The organism is Pseudonocardia yunnanensis, from assembly GCF_039534065.1.
Taxonomy (GTDB): domain Bacteria; phylum Actinomycetota; class Actinomycetes; order Mycobacteriales; family Pseudonocardiaceae; genus Pseudonocardia; species Pseudonocardia yunnanensis.
Genome location: NZ_BAAAUS010000013.1, coordinates 142,166 through 162,490 on the forward strand (window position 1 = coordinate 142,166; position 20,325 = coordinate 162,490).

At 68.7% G+C, this 20,325-nt stretch carries 21 protein-coding genes and 1 pseudogene; 15 read left to right on the forward strand and 7 right to left on the reverse strand.

Translation table 11 applies throughout. The features are described from left to right. Nucleotides 1-675, reverse strand: coding sequence for a dienelactone hydrolase family protein (locus ABD743_RS14435; RefSeq protein WP_344722552.1), 675 nt, complete (start codon nucleotides 673-675; stop codon nucleotides 1-3). A gap of 457 nt (nucleotides 676-1,132) precedes the next feature. On the opposite strand from ABD743_RS14435, the gene ABD743_RS14440 reads away from it, so the two are divergent. From ABD743_RS14440 to zwf, 5 genes are all read left to right on the forward strand, one after another. Next, nucleotides 1,133-1,588, forward strand: a complete 456-nt coding sequence (locus tag ABD743_RS14440) for a GreA/GreB family elongation factor (RefSeq protein ID WP_344722553.1) — start codon at nucleotides 1,133-1,135, stop codon at nucleotides 1,586-1,588. Between the two features lie 125 nt (nucleotides 1,589-1,713). Continuing rightward, nucleotides 1,714-1,983 (forward strand): hypothetical protein, encoded by a 270-nt coding sequence (locus ABD743_RS14445; RefSeq protein WP_344722554.1) that lies wholly within the window; start codon nucleotides 1,714-1,716, stop codon nucleotides 1,981-1,983. A 758-nt stretch (nucleotides 1,984-2,741) separates the two neighbouring features. Continuing rightward, nucleotides 2,742-2,903, forward strand: a complete 162-nt coding sequence (locus ABD743_RS14450) for a ubiquitin carboxyl-terminal hydrolase family protein (protein ID WP_379659153.1) — start codon at nucleotides 2,742-2,744, stop codon at nucleotides 2,901-2,903. A 25-nt stretch (nucleotides 2,904-2,928) separates the two neighbouring features. Next, entirely contained in the window at nucleotides 2,929-3,126 is a 198-nt protein-coding gene (locus ABD743_RS14455) for a hypothetical protein (RefSeq protein WP_344722555.1), read from the forward strand. Beyond that, complete coding sequence (gene zwf / locus ABD743_RS14460) at nucleotides 3,123-4,586, forward strand: glucose-6-phosphate dehydrogenase (protein ID WP_344722556.1); 1,464 nt, start codon at nucleotides 3,123-3,125, stop codon at nucleotides 4,584-4,586. Before ABD743_RS14455 ends, zwf begins: the two co-directional genes overlap by 4 nt. A gap of 770 nt (nucleotides 4,587-5,356) precedes the next feature. Here zwf and ABD743_RS14465 read toward each other — a convergent pair. Next, complete coding sequence (locus ABD743_RS14465; RefSeq protein WP_344722557.1) at nucleotides 5,357-5,698, reverse strand: hypothetical protein; 342 nt, start codon at nucleotides 5,696-5,698, stop codon at nucleotides 5,357-5,359. A 976-nt stretch (nucleotides 5,699-6,674) separates the two neighbouring features. On the opposite strand from ABD743_RS14465, the gene ABD743_RS14470 reads away from it, so the two are divergent. The 7 genes from ABD743_RS14470 to ABD743_RS14500 all read left to right on the forward strand — a co-directional run bounded on the left by ABD743_RS14470 (nucleotide 6,675) and on the right by ABD743_RS14500 (nucleotide 12,890). Beyond that, nucleotides 6,675-7,091 carry a YybH family protein gene (locus ABD743_RS14470; protein ID WP_344722558.1) on the forward strand — a complete coding sequence of 139 codons (417 nt, stop codon included), beginning with the start codon at nucleotides 6,675-6,677 and terminating at the stop codon, nucleotides 7,089-7,091. Between the two features lie 478 nt (nucleotides 7,092-7,569). Continuing rightward, a complete protein-coding gene (locus tag ABD743_RS14475; protein WP_344722559.1) occupies nucleotides 7,570-8,106 on the forward strand; it encodes a carboxymuconolactone decarboxylase family protein in 537 nt (178 codons plus the stop codon). Between the two features lie 74 nt (nucleotides 8,107-8,180). Then, the gene (locus tag ABD743_RS14480) at nucleotides 8,181-8,543 is read left to right on the forward strand and encodes a hypothetical protein (protein ID WP_344722560.1); all 363 of its coding nucleotides are present in this window, start codon (nucleotides 8,181-8,183) and stop codon (nucleotides 8,541-8,543) included. A gap of 46 nt (nucleotides 8,544-8,589) precedes the next feature. Further along, nucleotides 8,590-10,008 carry an amidohydrolase family protein gene (locus ABD743_RS14485; protein WP_344722561.1) on the forward strand — a complete coding sequence of 473 codons (1,419 nt, stop codon included), beginning with the start codon at nucleotides 8,590-8,592 and terminating at the stop codon, nucleotides 10,006-10,008. A gap of 231 nt (nucleotides 10,009-10,239) precedes the next feature. Continuing rightward, on the forward strand, nucleotides 10,240-10,710 hold the full coding sequence (locus ABD743_RS14490) for a pyridoxamine 5'-phosphate oxidase family protein (protein WP_344722562.1): 471 nt from the start codon (nucleotides 10,240-10,242) through the stop codon (nucleotides 10,708-10,710). Beyond that, nucleotides 10,710-11,636, forward strand: coding sequence for an NADP-dependent oxidoreductase (locus tag ABD743_RS14495; protein ID WP_344722563.1), 927 nt, complete (start codon nucleotides 10,710-10,712; stop codon nucleotides 11,634-11,636). The genes ABD743_RS14490 and ABD743_RS14495 overlap by 1 nt, the downstream gene beginning before the upstream one ends. Before the next feature lie 336 nt (nucleotides 11,637-11,972). Next, nucleotides 11,973-12,890 carry an NADP-dependent oxidoreductase gene (locus tag ABD743_RS14500; RefSeq protein ID WP_344722798.1) on the forward strand — a complete coding sequence of 306 codons (918 nt, stop codon included), beginning with the start codon at nucleotides 11,973-11,975 and terminating at the stop codon, nucleotides 12,888-12,890. A 235-nt stretch (nucleotides 12,891-13,125) separates the two neighbouring features. On the opposite strand, the gene ABD743_RS14505 is transcribed toward ABD743_RS14500, so the two are convergent. The 3 genes from ABD743_RS14505 to ABD743_RS14515 all read right to left on the reverse strand — a co-directional run bounded on the left by ABD743_RS14505 (nucleotide 13,126) and on the right by ABD743_RS14515 (nucleotide 15,884). Continuing rightward, nucleotides 13,126-13,443 (reverse strand): hypothetical protein, encoded by a 318-nt coding sequence (locus ABD743_RS14505; RefSeq protein WP_344722564.1) that lies wholly within the window; start codon nucleotides 13,441-13,443, stop codon nucleotides 13,126-13,128. Between the two features lie 753 nt (nucleotides 13,444-14,196). Next, nucleotides 14,197-14,595 carry a hypothetical protein gene (locus ABD743_RS14510; RefSeq protein WP_344722565.1) on the reverse strand — a complete coding sequence of 133 codons (399 nt, stop codon included), beginning with the start codon at nucleotides 14,593-14,595 and terminating at the stop codon, nucleotides 14,197-14,199. Between the two features lie 803 nt (nucleotides 14,596-15,398). Continuing rightward, nucleotides 15,399-15,884, reverse strand: a complete 486-nt coding sequence (locus ABD743_RS14515) for an NUDIX hydrolase (RefSeq protein ID WP_344722566.1) — start codon at nucleotides 15,882-15,884, stop codon at nucleotides 15,399-15,401. Nucleotides 15,885-16,126: 242 nt separating this feature from the next. Here ABD743_RS14515 and ABD743_RS14520 point away from each other — a divergent pair, with 242 nt between their 5' ends. Continuing rightward, a complete protein-coding gene (locus ABD743_RS14520) occupies nucleotides 16,127-16,330 on the forward strand; it encodes a hypothetical protein (RefSeq protein WP_344722567.1) in 204 nt (67 codons plus the stop codon). Between the two features lie 155 nt (nucleotides 16,331-16,485). Further along, nucleotides 16,486-18,330 (forward strand): potassium channel family protein, encoded by a 1,845-nt coding sequence (locus ABD743_RS14525; protein ID WP_344722568.1) that lies wholly within the window; start codon nucleotides 16,486-16,488, stop codon nucleotides 18,328-18,330. Between the two features lie 333 nt (nucleotides 18,331-18,663). Here ABD743_RS14525 and ABD743_RS14530 read toward each other — a convergent pair whose 3' ends face one another. Then, nucleotides 18,664-18,867, reverse strand: coding sequence for a hypothetical protein (locus tag ABD743_RS14530; RefSeq protein WP_344722569.1), 204 nt, complete (start codon nucleotides 18,865-18,867; stop codon nucleotides 18,664-18,666). Nucleotides 18,868-18,913: 46 nt separating this feature from the next. After that, nucleotides 18,914-19,486, reverse strand: a pseudogene (locus tag ABD743_RS14535) (glycosyltransferase 87 family protein); the annotation flags it as partial. Between ABD743_RS14535 and ABD743_RS14540 the strand changes: the two are divergent. Continuing rightward, nucleotides 19,479-20,057, forward strand: a complete 579-nt coding sequence (locus tag ABD743_RS14540; RefSeq protein ID WP_344722570.1) for a hypothetical protein — start codon at nucleotides 19,479-19,481, stop codon at nucleotides 20,055-20,057. The pseudogene ABD743_RS14535 and the gene ABD743_RS14540 sit on opposite strands and share 8 nt — an antisense overlap. The last annotated feature ends 268 nt before the right edge of the window (nucleotides 20,058-20,325 follow it).

The window sequence follows — 20,325 nt, forward strand, 5'->3', positions numbered from 1 at the left end:
TCACCGAGCGCGCGCCTTCGCCCGGGGGCGCAGGTGCGCGCGGAACCAGTCGCGGCACATCTCCGCCAGGACCACTTGCGCCCTCGGCTCGTCGATCACGTGGCCTACGTCGTCGAGCACAGCGATTCGGGTGGGGCCGGCGATGCGGTCCGCGGCGTCCTCGTTGCGGGCGCGTAACTGCGCGTCGTACTCGCCCACGACGAGTAGGGTCGGCGCCCGCGCGATGAGGAGGAACTCGCCTGCGAGGTCCGGCCGGCCCGTCGGCGAGACGACCGCCCGCACCCAATCCGGCCTCGCCGCCGCGGCGATCAGGCATGCGGCTGCGGCGGCGTGGGCGCCCAGGACGCCGCCGGGAAGGCTCGCGGTCGCATGATCGGACGCCAACCGGTCGATCATCGCGATCGTGCGCACGCCCAGGAGGTTTGCATCGAACCGCAGCTCTGCTGTCGCGGCATCGATCCGCTGCTCCGCTTCTGTGAGCAGGTTGACCCTGACAGTGGCAATCTGCGCCGTGCTGAGCTCGTTCGCCACGCGCACATCCCGCTCGTCGTCGTGGCTGCCCCCTGGCCCCCGCGCGAAAAGCACGAGCCCGGTTGGGTTCGGGGGCATCGCGACGTATCCGTTGAGGTCGAGGCCGAGGATTTCGAAGGTGCGGGATTGCGGTACGGCCGTCATCGTAGGGACTGTCCTCGACCGGACCGGTCCTGGCACGGACCTGGCATGGCCAGGACGGGCACTCGATTCCCCCTGCGGGCACCGTTGCGGTCTCGATCGCGCACGGGGTGCAGGACAGCCCGGAGGGCGCTGTATAACTGGTTGCGGCGCTCCTTCGGCCATTCGTAGGCCTGTCCGATCTGCTTCAGAATGCCGTTCGTCTTCGCAGGCGTCGAGTCGAACGTAACGAGTCCCGTGGCGCTCACATCGGTTCACCTTCGCGGAGTCGACGGCTGGGTTCCGGCCTCCACCGTGACCGATCGCTCGGATAGCCTGCCCCTGGCAGGTAACGATTCCGGCGGCCCATTGCCCTCCCGGAAGGATCGGCTGATGCCTCCTCCTGCGGGACCGAAGGAATCGGAGGAAATCCGTCCTGGCGGGCCAGCGCGCCGGGCGGCTACCGGTGCGACGGTGGTGTATGAACGTAGCCGCGCACGATGAGCGCCACGCGCTGCTCGAGGAGCTGGAGCTGCTGCGGACGCGCAGGCGCGAGCTCGAGGAGAGTCTCGTGTCCGACGATCACCGGCCGCACGACTTCGGCGAGCAGGGAGAGACAACCGAACTCCGGGATGAGATCGACTGGGTCGACCGCCGTATCCGCGACCTCGCGCACTACCTCTGGGAGGCGGGGCGGCCCGAGGGGGACACGTCCGAGCGGGTCGGCCTCTACAGCGGGGTGACGCTTCGCTTCCCCGACGGCTCCTGCGAGACCGTACAGGTCAGCCGCTTTCCCGACGAGGACGTCCCGGTCGTCACGCCCGAGAGCCCACTAGGGCGGGCGCTACTCGGGGCGCAGCCGGGCGAAGAGGTCGCCTGGACGGCGCCAGAAGGGCGACTACATGCCCGCGTCGAGCAGGTCCGCCGTCCCCTGTAGCCGCCCTCCGGACGGCCGCCGGTGTGCGTGATCACGGCGCCTGATGGCCGCCGCGCTCGGCTGGGCGAGAAGGCCCGCCGTCACGAGTTCGACATCGTCGCCGTCGGCGGCCACGCGCACCGACTGTGTGGGAGCTCGTAGCCGGGACGTTCGCGGTCCACTCCCGCGAGGACGACCTTGGGGGAATCCGCAGGAGCGCCGAGCAGGTGGTGCACCGGTACGAGGAGGCGGAAGAGCGGCAGCGGCTGGTCGCCGAGACGCTCGAAAGGAGCCCTGCGGGGGGTCGAGCGGTGGTCGGGCTGAGGGACCCTGGCCTGTGGGCGGGTGCTACCGCAGCGGTAGGCCAGCTGCTCAACCAGGACGGGGTCGTGCTCCAGGGCACGGTCGGCTCGTAGCTGCGCTGGACCGCCTCCCTGGCCGAGCCGACGAGCTTGCCGCTCGCTTCCGACACCAACGCGTGCGTCTCAAGCGCCACGGCATTCTCGCGGATCGACCGCGAGCAAACTCGAAGCCGCCGCAGCTTCGCGCCCGACTGTCGACCCTGACCGAATCCTTCGGACGCTCCAGGCGGAGCCAGAGTGTTGCCCGCCAGACCGGACCGCAAACGACGCTTGACCTGACAGGTTCGACCGGACCGGGCAAGTCGGCGGCATCGGGATCGGCCCGGGAGGGCGACGGCCTTCCCCGAGGTTAGCCCCGCGGGACCCGTTCGACGTCCCGACCGCGCTGAGATGGTGGAATGAGCCGTCCACCTCGGGAGCCCGGTCATGGCCGATCACGCGAGGACCGTCAGGCAAGAGCGTTCGACGGTGGTGCAGTGTCCGCACTGCGGGAAGCACAATCGAGTTCCCGCGGTGGGTGACGGGGTGGCCAAATGTGGCAACTGCCGCAGCGCCCTGCCTTGGCTCACGGATTCAGGCGACGACGCCTTCACCGATGTGGCGGAGCGAGCGCCGCTGCCGGTCCTAGTCGAGCCGCCCTTGTTCTCAAAGGCGTTATCGGTCAGTGAGGTCGGCCATCGGTGCCGCGCTCGTGCTCGGGGACTGGAGGGGCGGTGACCGCGGGGTACCGGGTTCCTGGCCGCGTCATGGATTCGCACGTCGCGTCGATCCGTGACGTCGTCTCTTGTACCCCGCAGTGGTGCGAGGAGTGCATGCGCATGGGCACGCCGTGGGCGCACCTGCGGTTGTGCCTCACGTGCGGTCACGTCGGGTGCTGCGACTCCTCGCCAATGCGGCACGCGCGGGCGCACGCCGGCGTACTCGGACCCCGGGAGAACTGGCGCTGGTGCTACGTCGAGGAGGCCTTCGCGTGACGGGACCCCAGCATCGGGAGGCGCCGTGCGACCGCAGGACATGATGACGTTCGAGGAGGCGCGCAACCGGGCGTACGAGCTGCTCGGTGACGTCCGTGACCTCCTCACCGCCGAGTTCGAGCCAGGCGGGGTCCCGACCGGACTCGTCGCCGCAGCCGCGGCGGAAGCGCTGCGGCACATCAGCGCCGCCGAGGACGCGCTGGACCGGACAGGACTCGAATGAGGACGCACCCGGAATCCGCTGCACGAGGCCGGCCACCGATCGAGGCGGCCGACGAGGGTCCGCTCGACCCGCACGTCCTCGTCGTCATGGGCGCGACCGGCAACCTCGCCCGGCGCAAGCTGTTCCCGGCGTTGTTCCACCTCTGGCATCTCCACCTGCTGCCCGAGCGTTTCCGCCTCATCTGCTCCAGTCGCACCGCGCCGGGGACCGAGGATGCCTTCCTTCCGATGGTGCACGCGGCCATGGAGGTCTACCGGGGGACGATCGACGACCTCGCGTGGCAGGAGTTCGCCCGGCGGATCAGCTTCGTGCCCACGTTCGAGGACGACGGAGCCGCACTGGAAAGGGCCGTGGCGGAGGCGGCCAAGGAGCTGGGCAACGACTGCGAGATCCTGTACTATCTCGCGGTTCCACCGTCAGCGACGGAGAGCGTAGTCCGTATGCTCGGCACGTTCGACGTGCCCGGTTCGGCGAAGATCGTCCTCGAGAAGCCGTTCGGCAAAGACGTTGAATCGGCCCGCAGGCTCAACGAGACCTTGCATGACTTCTTCGAAGAGCGCCAGATTTACCGGATCGATCACTTCCTCGGCAAGGAAGCCGTGCAGAACATCCTTGCGCTGCGCTTCGCCAACGGGATCTTCCAGCCGGTGTGGAACTATCAGCACATCTGCTACGTCCAGATCGACGTGCCGGAACAGATCGACATTCAGGGCCGGGCGGAGTTCATGGAATCGACCGGCACATTCCGGGACATGATCTCCACCCACCTGTTCCAGTTGCTCGGCTTCGTGGCGCTGGCCCCGCCGGCACACATGGACGCGGACTCGTTGCATCATGAGATGATCAAAGTTTTCCGCGCGATCCGCCCCATCGATCCGGAGCGCGTCGTGTTCGGCCAGTACGACGGGTATCGCGACGAAGCTGGTGTCGATGAGGCCTCGACCGTGGAGACGTTCGTCGCTATGGAGGTCTACGTCGACGACTGGTACTGGATCGGCGTCCCCTTCTACCTGCGAACGGGGAAGGCGCTCGCCGAGGGCCGGCGCACGATCACGATCGGCTTCCGGGAACCGCCATTGAAGATCTTCCCCGGGGACGTAAACGACACCTGCAACGAACTGGTCCTCGAACTCACCGACGACCCGACGATCTTCGCCGACGTCCGGGCTAAGGTGCCCGGCGCCGCGTTCAGGCTCGGTCGGGGCAGAATGCGGCTGGCCCTCGTCGAGGCGTTCCCGGAAGCTGAGCCGCTCGAAGCCTACGAGCGCCTGATTCTTGATGTCATGCGCGGCGACTCGATGTTGTTCATCAGTACGGAACAGGTCGAGTTGCTATGGCTCCTGTGCGACCCGTTGCTGCGGAACCCCCCGCGGCCGATGCATTACCCACGCGGCTCGTGGGGGCCGAGAGAGGCCTTGCGTCTTCCCGCCGAGCATGGGTGGCGTTTGCCCGACTCATAGCGACCGGGTGCGTTCGGCCAACGGAACGCCGTCGCCCCGCGTTCATCGCGCACACTATGAAAATGATGAATCCGCGAGGCGAACACAGTCAGGAGAACGCGCACGCCGCGAGCAATCGCACCGGCGCCGGCAACCGCCGTCGCCTTGAGCAATCCGCGACGCGAAAAGCCGTTCATGGTCGGTGTCCTCTCGTCCGCCTACGAGCGCAAATCATTCGGCATCGTGGGCACGTCCACCGCGGCGAGGCCGTAGATGCCGCCACGATGCCGACTGCGACGGCCAGCACGGTGATGGAGCGGCTCGTCATCGGGTGCGGCTGTCGGCCTGGTTCGTGGTCTGTGGCCGGTCGGGTGGGTGGCGGCGCGGGCGCAGGGTGCGGGCGCCAAGCCACACGCCCAGGGGAGTAGGACCGCGGCGATGAGGAGACGGAACACCCGAGGGCCGGGCACGAGGAACACCCGGATGAGCGTGCCGATCACCACGTCGGGCAGGGTTCCAAGCACGAGCAGCCGGGTTGTCGGGCCGGCGACCCGGCTGTCGCGCCAGTAGCGGATCAGTGCTCCGGGGCCGGCGACGCCGCTGAGCTGGACCGGCAGCAGGAACACCCACGACCGCGATCACGACCCCTGCCGCGAACCCGATCACACCCGTGGTCCACGACATCTCGACGCCGGTCCCGGGAATCACACTCGCAGGCTCTCCCGACGACTCTCCCCGGGACCGTCGTGCGCGCCGGTCGCACCGTGAATGCTCGTCGCGGCGGCGCGCGGTCAGTACCCCGACTTTGCGCTTCGCAGAGGATTGGCGGGTGTCTCGACGAGCAAGTTCGTCGACTTGGTAACCCCGACGGCGACAACGCCAGGCGCCACCCCTAGCTCGTTGACCGCCTCGGTACCCATGAGCGACACGACGCGGTGCGGCCCGCACTGCATCTCCATCTTCACAACGATCCGGTCGGCATCGACAGCGGTCACCAGGCCGAAGGCGACCGCGCGATCGGGATCGAGCGCTTCGAGGTAGCCGCCTGCCCGCCCCTCGCCGCCGCTCCAGCGCGTGCACCTTCCGCATGACGTCGGGCCCGCGGACGACCGAGTCGGCGCGTCGCTGTCCAAACCAGGCGCAGCTCCTGCGGCAGCGACCCCTCGAGGGCTGCTGCCCGGACTGTGTCACTAGCCCTTCGAACCTGTCTCGTCTAACGATTCGCCGAAGTTCGCCCTCGTTCACGGCTGGTCGCACCGGCCGTATGGGGAAGGAGCCGAGTACGTGGCGCCACCGATGCGGCTCGTGGTGTCAAGCCCTCCGATCGCGGATGACCGATGGGTCACCCGGGTGCTGCGCTCCTGCCGAGCCAACTACGAGCAGTGAGAGGTGAAATTTGTGTAAGAAACCTGTGGGCAAGATGACTGAGCCACTGTCAAGTGCACTGAGCCACGGTCGGGGAGGGCGGCGCCTGCCAGCAGCGCCGGAATCAGTCCGAGCGCGTAGGTGGCGAACGCCAGTGAGACGAACATATCGGGCAGGTGTGAGGTGCTGCGGTAGACGAGCAGGAGTGTAACTGGTTCGCACCCCAGCGACGGCGAGCATCGCGACCGCGGCACGCATCCACGGCGCCGGCCGTCCCGGACCTGATCCCATGCGGGCCAGCTTGACGCTGCGGTCCGCCGAAATTCGGAATGTTGAGTCCAACGTCCGCTGCACTGCCGACTCCACATTGGGAGCCAGCTACGCAAAACCGTCAACCAATGATGCCTCGTCAACGGCAAGTGATCGAGACGAATCGGATGATAAGCGCGAAAACTGTCTAGCGAGTATCGGACTTCAACCTCGCGAATACTGGACCAAAGAGTTCGGCCTGGTTAGCTTGGTAGGGACTGCGGCGCCCCGCCGGACTGCAGGCCGGTGGGACTGCGCCGGCGCATTCCAACGGGAATGCGCCGCAGGCGAGCCACCAGCGACATCGCGCCGGGCCTGGTATCGGTGCGCCCTATCGGCGTCGATAGCCGCTACGACTCCGAGGCCAGTTCACTGCAGTACCGCGCCTGGCGAGATAACCGGAGCCAGATCCACCTCCGCAGGAAATAAGGGTAAATGACCGAGGCGACCCTGACCCGAGTGGCTCGTGGATTGGCAGACCCTTTGGGTGCGTCGATGTCGAATGAGGAGTGCGGGGCACTCGAGGGCGCGGCTCACCGCTGTCCGGGCCGCACCGCATCGCAGTTCAACCAACACGAACGGGAGACCGAAATGTCCGAGTCCTTCCCACTTCCCACCAAGCCTGAAGACATGGTCGCGGCGCTGGTTGAGCGATTCAACTCCGGCAAGGTCGACGAGCTGATGCCCTTGTACGAGCCGGAGGTCATGCTCGTCAAGCCCGACGGGCGGACCGTCACCGGTCACGCCGAGATGGCCGCCGATCTCAAGCACTTGGTCAGTTTCGGCCGACTGAAGGCCAACACGCGCCACGTGTTCACCAACGACAACATCGCCGTGATCATTCTGGACTGAGCAATTGACGGCACCGGTCCCGACGGCGAACACGTGCACTTCCATGGCACGGCAAGCGATGTCCTGCGCCGCGGCGCGGACGGAGTCTGGCGCTACCTGATCGACAACAACCAGGGGACGGCCGTGCGGCAGCCCGCCTGACACGTGTGCGCAAGCCGTCGTACTCGGGAAAAATCGGGCGGATGTGGCCGAACAGGCTTCTGACCCGGGGATCTTCGGGCTCTGGCGGGAGGTTGCCGGGTGGTCGCTGCGGTGTTCGCCGGCGAGGGGCTGGAGAGCCTGCGGCGGTTCCCGCAGACCGGCCGGGAGGCGCCAGCAGGACGGGTGCCCGTCATGAGCGTTCTGGATTCGATTCGGAGCATTGCCTGCACAGTCCTGGCGTCGCAAAGCTGCAAGCTGCTCCAGATCCTGCCGACGAACTACTCACCCCGCCGCGGCCCAACCCGGCCGCGACAATGCACGACAGAGGAAGAAATCAATGTCCCGTATCCCACTTCCAGCAGGCCAGGAAATTCCCGACGCGTCATCGCCCGTGCTGAAAGCGATTGAGAAGCAGCTGGGTTTCATCCCGAACATGCATCGCGCGCTGTCCCTCAGCCCGGCCGTACTCAACGGAGTGAATGGTCTTCAGACCGCGCTCAGCCGCACCCTCGACGCGACCACCAAGCATGGCATCGCGCATGCGGTCACCGAAGTCAACGGCGGCAGTTATTGCAAGGCGATCCACACGTTCACCGCCACGAACTTCGGTCGAATCTCAGCGGAGGAGATCGAGCTCTTCCAGCAGGGCCGCGCCTCCGACCCCAAGCGGAGCGCGGCCGTGGCCTTCGCCAAGAAGGTGATCGAAACTCACGGCAAGGTGAGCGACGCTGATCTCGATGCAGTCAGGAAGGCCGGCTACAAGGACTCTCAGATTCTCGAGATCGTGGCGCTGACGGTCCAGTTCTCGATGACCAACTTCCTGAACAATGTCATGGATACCGACGTTGACATTCCGGGGCCGTCAGCCACCTAGCCGGCGACCGGCTCGATTGTGGCGGGTGGTGTGCTGGCGGGAACGAAGGGCGCCGTATACGGCGGGGTGCCGCAGTGGCTGACGCAGTTCGTCTCCCCGGTGGGCAAGATGGGCGGCATCCTGGTCGCGCCGATGGCAGTGTTCTGGGTGGTCTTCGCCATCTGCTCGCCGCGTGGAGCGGTACCGGGGACCCGAACATCGGAGACCAGTACCTGTTCCTCACGATCGCAGCGGTCATCGTCGGCGGAACGTCCCTGGTCGGAGCGATCGGTGGCTACTGGCGCACCGTGGTCGGGTCGCTCATCCTCATCGTGCTGACCACCATCCTGGTCGGCCACAGCTTCGGCGCGTCCACCCAGCAGCTACTTCTCGGCGTCGTGATCCTCGCCGTCGTGGGCACCTACGGGCGCGACCGCCCACTGCGGGACCGCCTCTAACCCCAGCAAAGAAGACAAGAACCAAAAGCAAGAAGGAGCAGAACGGATGCGCAGGATTCTCATCCGCGGCGGGACCGTGATCAGCGTCGACGCCGCGGTGGGCGACTTCAGGGTCGGCGACGTGCTCATCGAGGGCAACAAGATCGTCGCGGTGGGCGCCGACCTGTCGGATGAGCACGCCGACGAGGTCCTCGACGCCGAAGGCATGATCGTCATGCCCGGCTTCGTCGACAGCCACCGTCACCTCTGGCAGACCGGCACCCGCGGGGACTCTATGGACCAGGTCTTCCAGAACCTGATCAAGAGCCAGTGGCCCATGATCGCGGCACATTTCACGCCGGAAGACGTCTACGACTGCGCACTGGCCGGCGCCGCCGACGCTCTCGACCGGGGCGTCACCACCGTCCTTGACTGGTGCCACGTCATCAACACCCCGGACCACGCCGAAGCCGACATCCGCGCGCTGCGCGACAGCGGCATCCGCGCGCTGTTCGCCTACGGCTCGTCCATGACCCGCAGGCTGAACGAGTTCAAGGGCGTCATGGAGGCCGGCGACGTGTGGCAGCACGCTCGGCAGGTGCGGAGGCAGTTGTTCACCGACGCCGAGGACCGTCTCACCTTCGCCCTCGGCGTACAAGGCCCCGAGGTGACGACAATGGAGATCACCGCCGCCGACATCGCCGTTGCGCGCGAACTGGGCGTCCCGATGTCGATGCACGTCGGCACGCCGGAAGGCCGCCCCTCGTCGTCTGACCAGTCGATCAAGAAGCTCGCCGAGGCCGGCCTGCTCGGTGCCGACATGAACTTCGCGCACTGCTGCGCGACCACCCCCGCCGAGTTCGAGCTGCTCGCCGCAGCGGGCGGGACGGCCACAGCCTGCCCGTCCGCCGACATGGCGATGGGCATGGGCACCCCGGCGATGGGCCGGATGCGTGCCGCCGGGGTGCGGGTGGCACTCGGCACTGACTCGGTGATCGCCGCGAGCGGCGACATGTTCGACGAGATGCGCGCCGCGCTGTGGGCGGAGCGCGCCGTCCAGGCGCAGCGCGTGTACGCGACAGGCAGCGAGGTCATGCACACCGCCGACCTGCGCTTCTCCACCAAGGACGCGCTCGAGGCGGCGACGATCAATGGCGCGCACGCCTGCTGGCTGGCCGACCGGGTCGGGTCGCTGACCCCGGGCAAGCGGGCCGACGTCATCCTCGTCCGGGCCACCGACTCCAACCTGTGGCCGGTCAGCGACGTGGTCGCCACTCTGGTCGGCTGCGGCAGTGGGCTGAACGTCGACACCGTCCTCGTGGACGGCGAGTTCGTCAAGCGCGACGGCCAGCTCACCCGGCTCGACATCCGCGAGGTCCGTGCCGGGCTCGCCAGGTCCCGTGACCGGCTCTACGCGACGGACAACTACCCGGGCATCCGCCCGCTCATGGCTAGCGCCGGTAACGGCGAGACGAGGAGCTCCTGACATGCCGGGCCGCGGTGGTCCGATCGGGAGGAGGATCTCCGGTCCAGAAGTGGTACCCATTTCTGCGATCGCTTTGGGCCCTACTACGGGACCGATTGCTAGTTAGCGTGATCGGCATGGAGCCAGTCACCGCGAGCGCGGACGCTGGTGCGCCTGCGGGTGCGTGAGATCGAACATCCAAAGCCGCTCGGTGCCGGCTACGGACGTTCGGGAAACGAGAGGAGCAAGAGCATGATCGACGCCGATATGCGGCTGATCGTGGCGGCCGCCAAACTCACCTTCGTCGCCACGGTGCGCCCTGACGGGTCGCCCAACCTTTCGCCGAAGGGATCGGTGCGGGTGTATGACGACGAGCACCTGGCATTCATGAACATCGCCTCGCCGGGGACGATCGCCAACCTCACTGCGGAGCCGCGCATCGAAATGAACTCGGTGGACGTCCTCCGGCGCCGGGGCTATCGGTTCACCGGAACCGCGGCGGTTCATGGTCCCGGGACGCCGGTTTACCAGTGGTTGCACGCCTGGCTGCTCGATCTGAACGGACCGGGTTATCCCGCGCACGAGGCTGTCCTGGTCCACGTCGATCAGGCTCAACCGATCACGTCACCTGCTTACGCCTTCGGCGGTGCGGAGGAATCCGCGCTCATCGCCGAATGGTCCGCGAAGTACCAGGTCGTTCCTAGTGAAGGGGAGAAGGTGTGATGCGTGCTGCTGGAGTGCGTGAGTTCGGTGGTCGGGTCGAGTTGCTCGACCTTCCCGACCCCCGTGATCCCGGTCCGGACGAGGTCGTGATCGAGGTCGCTGCGGCCGGCGTCGGCAACTGGGACGACATTGTCCGCACCGGTGCGTGGAATGTCGGGCTGACACCGCCGATGGCGCTCGGCGTGGAGGTCGCCGGCACGGTGATCGCGGTCGGCTCGCGGGTCACGGGTCTTCGGCAGGGCGATGAGGTTCTCGGTCACCCGCTGCAGCTGCGTGAACAGGGTTGCTGGGCGGAGTACGTCGTGGTGGATGCCGCTCTGGTCGTGCGGAAGCCTCTGGGCGTGTCGTGGGAGGTCGCGGCGGCGTTCCCGGTGCCCGCGCTGACCGCGCAACAGGTCCTCGCCGACTCGCTCAAGCTCGCCGAGGGCGAGACGCTGCTCGTGCACGGCGCCGGCGGGACGACCGGTGGGCTGATCGTGCAGCTTGCCGCCCTGCGTGGGGCACGGGTCATCGCCACCGCCGGACCGTCCAGCGTCGATCGGACAGCGCAGGCCGGAGCGGCCGAGGTGCTCGACTACCACGACAGCGGGTGGCCCGAGCGCGTCCGCGAGCTGACCGGTGGCGTGGGCGTCGACGCCGCCGTCAACACCGTCCGCGGTGGGAGCACGGACACCGTCCTGGCGGTGCGGGACGGCGGTCGGATGGCGACCATCACCGGCGATCCGCCGGCGGACGATCGCGGCATCAGCGTCGCCGACGTCTATGTGCGCCCGGACGCCGCTCAGCTCGCGGAGCTCTGTGCGCTGCTGGGGGATGGGCGGCTGAGCCTGTCGGTCGGCGCCGCGCTGCCGCTGGTCGAGGCGGCGACGGCGCTGGAGCGCGTCATCGCGGGCGCCAGCGGTGGTCCGGTAGTGCTGCTCGTCTAGCCGCGCGTGCCGAGCAAGGACCCGGCCTATGGCGGCAATGCCGCCGCCATCGGGCGAGGATCACCTACGGCGCAAACGCCTGGGATTCTTGTTCCTGCTCGGGACTGGCGTGGGAAACGTGATCGGGTTCGGGCTGGTGATTTGCATGAATGTATGTGGCATCGATCGGCAAGCCTCCGCCGGCCATCAGTGGTTTGGCGCAGCAGCGCGCCCGACGGTCGTGGCGATACATTCTCGTCTGGCCCGGTGCCTCTGCACAAAATTATAATGGACGCAATATCGTCCACAGAATGACACAGAATGTGGCGGCGAGGACTGGATGCAGGGAGGTGCCTGATGAAGGCGATTGTGGTGACGGATGAGGCCGCGGGAACGGCCGGGATGACGCTGGTGGAGCGGCCCGAGCCGAAACCGGCGATAAACGACGTCGTTGTTCAGGTTCATGCGTCGGGATTCACCTCGGGTGAGCTGACGTGGCCCTCGACCTGGACCGATCGCGTCGACCGTGACCGAACACCGTCGATTCCCGGGCAAGAACTGGCCGGAGTGGTCACCGCCCTCGGCTATGGCACGACGGGGCTGTCAGTGGGACAGCGGGTGTTCGGCCTCACGGACTCGTATCGCGGCGGAGGGCTGGCGGAGTATGTGGCGATCGAGGCACGCAACCTCGCACCGCTGCCGGGCGACGTCGAGTTCACGGTGGGCGCGAGCCTGCCGATGCCGGGTCTGACCGCGTGGCAGGGACTGTTCGAGCACGGCCGCCTTCAGGCGGGGCAGAGCGTGCTCGTGCACGGCGCGGCCGGCTCAGTCGGATCGATGGTGACTCAGCTCGCACGTGAGTTCGGCGCGTACGTCATCGGCACCGGACGCGCCGTCGACCGGCAGAAGACGCTCGATTTCGGCGCGATGGAGTTCGTCGACCTTGAGAACGACACTCTGGAAGACGTCGGCGGCGTCGACCTGGTGTTCGACGTCATCGGCGGCGACATCCAAAGGCGGTCTGCAGGCGTGATCCGGGCCGGAGGAACGCTGGTGACCATCGCCGGCCCGCCCGAGGCGCGGCCCGCGGACGGCCTGGCGGTCGACTTCGTTGTCGAGGCCGATCGTGCCCAGCTGGGTGAGATCGTCCGGCGGGTGCGTGACGGGCGGCTGCTGACGAACATCGGCAACATCGCAACCCTCGACGATGCCGTCGCGGCCTTCAATCCGACCGAGCGGATCAGCGGGCAGACGATCATCCGCGTTCGTCCGTGAGGCCTTGAAGACAGCGAGCGGTCCTGCCCTCCTCGTGGATCAGCGTCAGCCGCGTGGCCAGGGCGGTGAGGGGTCGATTGCGCCTCGTCGTAGTCGGCGCGTGCACCCGGATCGGGCCCGGCCCCGTCGGGTAGCAGCGGCGGAGGTTGCCGGTCCTGATGTACCCACCGGAACCAGCCGTCCTTGGTCGCCAGCGGTTCGTCCGGCGGCGGGTCATACGGCTCCAGGGGCGACGTCATGGCCATCGCCGGGCCTCGGCGTGCGCGTCGAACACCCAGAACGGGATCACCACGCCCATCTCGTCATCCGTGTTTCCCGGCTCCTGCGTGGCCTCACCGCTGGCCTGGTTGTCGCCGGCCGCGTCGACATACATCTCGTTCGGGGAAAGTCGCCGGCCGGTGTCGGGGCCGACCAGCCCCTCGTGCAGGCGGGCCTGCCAGCCGGCGACGAGCCACTCGTCGAGCAGCTCCTGAAACTGCGCCAGTGACCAACATGCCTCGGCGGCGACGTCGTGGCCGCGATCCGTGGCGGCGCGGCCGGTGTAGCCGGCCACGTGCTGACAGAACAGGGTGTTGATCGAGCCGAGGGTGCGCTCGATGACGCTCTTGTCGGTCGGGGTCCGCGGCCGGGCCGGCTGCAGCGAGATCCCCAGGACCTCGCACGAGCGTCGGAACGTCTCCGCGCAACCCCTCGGCCGGGTACCGATGCCGCATCCGCTGCACCGTCCTCGGGCTGGTCGCCATGCCCGCGGCGGACAGCTGCGCCGCCTTCGCCGCCTCTCGCTGCCGCACCAAGCGCTGCTGCGAGTCGAGCTCCGGGCGCGGCAGCGCCTCCGGCGGCGCGCCGGGCGGCAGGCCGGTGCCCACCTCCACGACGTGGCGTTCCCACGCCCGCACCAGCTCGACCACGTCCGGCGGAAGGTCATCCAGCAGCTGATTAGCCAGCGCCGGCCCGCCAGTGCCGCCGACGGCACCGTGGCTGCCCCGCTGTCAGCTCTCAGTAGGGCTGGCGAGGCAGCGAGGCCGTGAGCTGGCCTTCGCCATGTTGATTGAGAGACCGCTCGGAGTCCCGCGACCTGGTCGTCGTGCTGGCAAGCAAAGTTGATCCAGTGCTTCAGCACCGGGATGAGCTGTGCCGGAATGTTGCGACTCAGCGTGGTGTCGGCGAGAGGGCGAGCGAGCCCGTCGTCGAAGCGTCGGGGAGCAGCGGGCGGCTGTTGGGGGGCGCGCTCGCCAAGGGTGGGGAGGACTGGGCTGATCAATCCGTCGTCTACTACCGGTGTTTCGGCCCGCGCCTCCTATTGCCTTCAGGGCTTCCGCATCGGCGGACCATTTGGGCGGCATGGCGCGCTGCTCAACGACGCTCCTTCGCTTATGCAGTCGAGGAAGCCTTCCTGGGAGGCGAGCTCGACCCAGGCCGTGGGATCACCGTCGACGCAGTGCATGGTTGAGATCGAGGCGGTCACCTCATCGGAGAGCGCATTGATCAAGTACATGGCGTTGTGGAAGGAGTCATGGGCAGTGGCCGAATCCAGCGAGGCCGGAGGCAACCCTATCGGGTCCACGACGGCGGTCCATGCCCCCAGCGGAGAGCGGTGGTAGTCGACGAGCACGAACAGAAACTCGCCTGGGTCGAACGCATCCTTCGGTATGGCTGAGGTGGGAGTCGGCCCGCGGCCTTTGCGGCGGGTTGATTGGCTGGTCACGTCAGCAGCATCATGTCCCCGGCCTCTTCGCAGCGACCGACACGCTACGCGCCTGGTGGATCCACACTGTAGAGAACTCGTTACGAACCGAGCCGGTTTCCCGGTCGTTGTCGGACCAACTGAGCCAGAACGGGCAGTCCCCGGCGGCCCACACCCCGGGCACGGAGGTGGCCATGGTGTCGTCGAAGGTGGCACGGTCGTGAGTCATGTCGACAGCCCTGTCGCCCACGGCGGGAGGCGCCCGTGATCCCTCGAGCAACGCGGCCGAGGCCGCAGCGTTATCGCCTCGTCGCCGCCCGTCCAGCGGCGTTGATGTGCCGACCAGAACCGACAGGGGCCGCCGGTACGCTGCCCAACGTGACCGAGCCGTCCGGGACCTGGCAGCGCGCGGTGGTGCTGGGGGCGCACGTGCGTGAGCTGGCCAAAGCGGCCTCAGCGCAGCGGACAGGACGCGGCTGCGGCTCGTGTGCTGGGTGACGGTGCCGATCCCTTACCTGTCAATTCAGCGTGTTGAGATTTCTGCGAGCTGACCAACGCTGAGCGAGTCGCTCTCGCGCGCAGGCCCGTGCAACCATGGCACTCGCAACAGCGATGAAGATCATTGCGGAGCCCGAACTCGGCCGCTCCAACCGTGTTCGCCACGCGGTCCAGTAGCTCGAGCACCTTCGGCTTGTCCGTGTCGAAGAAAATGAGCGCGTACTGCGCCGCGTACTCCAGCGTCCTCGAGGAGGGTTCCTCCTGTTGCTCTTACCCGCTGCGCCGGGTCGGGTCGCGGTGTCGAAGCAGCTCGCCAGCTTGTCCACTCAGTCGTAGTGGGTGTGGCGGGGTGCGGTGATCGCGTTGTCCAGCCGCAGGCGCATGGCCGGGTGCATGGTCAACTCGCCGATGTCGGCGAGGTCGCACCAGCCGGCAGCGTCGGTCTCGATCCCGTCCGGCCGCGGCGGTCCGCTGTCGGGCTTGGCGGGGACGGCGTGGAAGCACAGCGCGAGTTGCTGGTGGATGCTGCCGTCGGGATCGACCAGGACGTGGCTGGGATCGCTGTAGACCCCGGACAGCGTGGTGAGCTCGATCGTGATCCCGGATTCCTCGGCGACCTCGCGAAGCACAGCTTGGCGGGCGGTCTCGCCGACTTCGATCCGTCCTCCGGGGAGCTCCCAGTTGCCGTCGTCGATGCGGCGAACCAGCAGGACTTGCCCGGCGGCGTTGCGGGCTGCCGCAAACGCGGCCGGCAGGAGGTCGTGCGGGTGCGGGGCACTCGCATCCTGGTAGTACTCGTAGAGCCGGACCACGTGCTGATTGTTGGGTTACGGGCTCGGTACCGGCAAGCGGGCGATGCCCGGGAGCGGCACGGCCGATCAACTCGCTGTGGCTGGCCAGGCTGCGCGACTTCGAGGGCGGCGCTGACCGGCATCAAGAGCTGCTTCGTCGTCGCCACGGGTGGCGGGATCCCCGTGGTCCTCGGTCTGCTGCCTGTGCTGGGCCGGGTCATGAACGCCATCCTCCAGCCCCTCTCCTCGGCGGTGCGGGCATCGTGCTGTTCGGTTCCGTCGCGGCGGCCGGCATCCGCACCCTGAGCCGGGTGAACTTCACGAACTCGAACGGGATGATCGTGGCGGCGTCGATCGGTGTCGGGATCATCCCGATCACCGTGCCCGGGGTCTACAACCACATTCCCGAGTGGCTGGCGACGATCTTCGTGTCCGGGATGCGACGGCGATCTTCGCCGTGCTGCTGAACCTCGTTCAACCACTTCTCGAAGACCGACGAACCGGTGGCGGCCGAGCACTAACAGCCGGCGCCGGCTGGAGGAAACGGAAGGTGGCTTTCGGTGCGGTGGACGTACCGAAAGCTACTTTCGGTACATTGGGGCCGGCCGAGGACAATGCTCGCATGACCGCCATCGACGGGGTCACCCCTGCGCCGGACGACACCGCCGCCGGAGGCGGCGACCCCACACCCTCCGGGCACGTGATCGTCTACGGCGTGCGCGGCGTCGGGCTGCGCACCGTCGAGCACCTGCAGGCCGTCGGCGTCGACACCGTCGCGGTCGCCGCCGGGCCCGACGACGCTGATCCCGTCGCGGACGCCCTCCTCGCGCGCTGGGGTGTGCCGCAGGTGACCGGCCGTACGCGGGAGGCGCTCGCGGCCGCGCGGCTCGACACCGCCGCCGCGGTGATCTGTGTCCCCGACGACGACCTGCGCAGCATGGAGACCGCCCTGCTCGTCCGGCGGGTCCGGCCGGACGTGCGGCTGGTCGTCCGCATGGGCAACTCGGCCGTGGGTCGGGCGCTGGCCGAGGCCGCAGGGGAGGACAGCGTCCTGGACGTCGCCGCCCTCGCCGCACCCGCGGTCCTCGAGGCCTGCCGGGGCGCCCGGCCCCGCCGGATGGTGCTGGCCGGGCAGGCCTTCCTCGCCGCGGACCTGATCGTCGACCGGCCCGCGACACTGCGCGAGCTCTACGGCGAGCTGGCGCCGATCGCGGTGTCCCGGGATGGGACGGCGACGATCGTGTCGCCGGGTCGCGACACCGCCGTGCGGCCCGGGGACAGGGTGACGGCCATCGGCACACCCGCGGAGTTCGCGGCCCGGCACGTCCCCGACCTTCCGCTCGAGCCGGACGAGCGGGCCCGGCACGCCGCCGGCGTCCGCTCGGCCGGCGGGGCCCGCGCCGTCGAGCTGGAGCAGTACGGCGGGGCCCCCGACCTGCGCACGCTGCTGCGCTCGCTGCGCGCCGAGGCCGACCGCCCGCTGCGGACGATGCTGCTGACGCTGCTGGGCCTGGCCGTGCTGTCGACCGTCGTGCTGCGGCTCGGGTACGTCAAGGCCGACGGCTCGCACATGACCGTGCTCGACGCCGCGTACTTCACCGTGGAGACGATCGCCACCGTCGGCTACGGCGACTTCTCCTTCGCCCAGCAGGCGACGTGGCTGCGCGCGTTCGCCATCGCGCTGATGTTCTGCGGGGTCGCGCTTTTCGCCGGCCTGTTCGCGCTGCTCACCGACCTGCTGGTGAGCACCCGACTGACCCGGTCGTTCGGGCGTCGTCGGGCCGCGACGACCCAGGACCACGTCATCGTCGTCGGGCTGGGGTCGATCGGGCTGCGGGTCGTCCACGACCTGCTGGCCGACGGCAACCGCGTGGTCGTCGTCGAGCGCGACCCGGACAACCGCCACCTCGGCCAGGTCCGCGCCCGGGGCGTGCCCGTCGTGATCGGCCACGCCACCGACGCGGCCGTGCTCGCCGATGTCAACCTCGGCGCCGCGGTCGCTGTTGCCGTGCTCACGGGCAACGACCTGGTCAACATCGAGACCGGGCTGGCGGTGCGCGACCAGCTCGGCGACCGCTGGCCGGACGTCCCGGTGGTGCTGCGGGTGTTCGACCGCGATCTCGGCGCGGCGGTCCACGAAGCTTTCGGCTTCCGCTACGTGCGCTCGACGGAGGCGCTGGTGGCGCCGTGGTTCGTCGACGCCGCGCTGGGCCTCGGTGTGCTCGGCACCTTCCACGTCGGCCAAGACGCCTTCCTCGTGGGTCGCCTGACCGTCGCCCCCGGCGGGGGCCTGGACGGGATCGCGATGCAGGAGCTGTCGGCCCGCACCCGCGTGATCGCGATCCGCCGCGCCCGCACCGGGGAGATCGAGAACCCGCCGCGCAGCGGCACCCGGTTCGCCGCGGGAGACGAGGCGTATCTCGTCGGGCCGTACGAGGAGCTGCTGGAGGTCTTGCGTCGCGACTAGATGTACTCGGCCAGGACGTTGGTGACCGGCGGGCCGGAGGGACACGCCGGGGCCGGGTTGTTGTAGACGGGGAGAACCTCCGGCTGGAAGCCGGGGCCGGTGGGCGATCTACGAGGACGCCGTGACCATCGCCGGGAAACGCAAACGGTACCCGGTGCTGACGCTGCGGCGGGGGTGTTCGTGCAATCCTCCGCCCCGCCCGCCCGCCCGCCCGCCCGCCCCGCCCGCCCCGCCCGCGCCGCGGCCAGCGCCCGGCCCGACCCGCCGGTAGGCGCATCCTGGCCGCACTGGCCCCGCTCCGACTGATCCCCGCAGGCCACGGCCAGCAGCTATCTAGCACGGTGCGCACCACCAGGCGCAGAGCACGACGACGACCGCGTCGCGGACGAGCACCGTGCCCAGGAACCAGTCGGTGGGCAGGCCCTTCTTGTCGGTGCCGAGGTAGCTCGGCATCGTCGCCGGCCAGACCAGGGTGTCGACCACCATCCAGCCCAGCAGCAGCCGTCGCGGCGGTATTGCGAGCACCGCCAACGGCACCAGCCACAGCGAGGCTCCACACCTTGTTGACCACCAGGAACGACGCCACCACGAGGAAACACACCGGCGCCAGCCGGGGCGGGCGCGGGCTCCCCAGCGCAAGCACGGTGATGGCGACCAGGCAGGCCGCGAAGACCGCGGCGCTCACCGCGTTGAGCACGACCGGTGCCTCGTTCGGCGGCAGGTCGTCGTCGAAGCCGGGCCAGCCGCTGAAGTGCGACACGATGTTGTACAGCGACTCGGGGTTGGGTCCCCGGTCCTGGTTCAGGCTGAAGAACTCCCGCCACCCCGCGGTCCATACCAGCGCCACGGGCAGGTTGACGGCCGTCCACGCGATCGCGGCGTCGGCGACGGTGCGGACCGCGGTCCCCACCGCCCGACCCCTGGAGGCGACCAGGACCACCGGCAGCAGCAGGAACAGCGGATACAGCTTCACCGGGCCGCCGACGCCGAGCAGGACGCCGGCGAGCCATGGGCGAGCGCGAGCAGGCCGGTCGTCGCGGCGGCGGCGGCGGCGAGCGTGTCGGGATCGCCCGGGCCCTGCTGGTATACTCCCCGGGGTTGTTGCTCGACGAACCCACCGTCGGGCGTCTAGCCCACCGGACACCGTTATGATCATGCTGATCCGGCATGCGGAGAAACCTCCGCACCCTTCCGCTATCCCGCAGGGCGTCGACCTTGACGGCCAGGAGGACGCGCACAGCCTCACCGTCGTCGGCTGGATGCGCGCAGGTGCGCTTGTCGAGTTGTTCTGCCCCTCCCGCGGCGACTCACCCGCGGAGCTGAGACGGCCCGACACCATCTACGCCTCCGCCTTCGACGCCTCCGTCCACGGCGGCGGTCACAGCAAACGCTCAATGCAGACCGTCCTCCCGCTTGCGGCCCGCCTCGGCCTGGTGGTCGTCAAACGCTATGCCGTCGGTGACGAGGCCCACCTCGCAAAAGAGATCAGCACCCGCCCCGGCGCCACCCTTGTCGCCTGGCACCACGAAGCCCTCCACAGCATCGTCCACCACCTGGGCGAGGTGCACCCAAGCCCACCCGATCACTGGCCGGCCGACCGCTTCGACCTCATTTGGACCTTCACCCCCGACGGCCAAGGGTGGCGCTTCGCCCAAATCCCGCAACTCCTGCTGCCTGGCGACCTGCCCCACCCCATCGCTGCCCGCCCGACCCTGGCCGAGACATGACCACCGACACCAGATAAGCAGTGCACAACGTCCTACACACCGGTGCCTACCTCACCACGTTCGCTGGCATCGAGGGTCGTTCTTGACGGCGCGCTGCCCGCTCCGCGCGGTGCAGAAGCTGCTCAGGTGAGACGACCGCACCGTAGGGCTCGGCCGGGTCGCCGGCGGCCTCCTCGGTGGGCGCACCTCCCACGGCCGCGGCGCGCGGGGCCCTCGCGTAGCGAGGCGGAGTGGCGGATGCGCAGCGCGTGCGCGTTGTCGGGTGCCA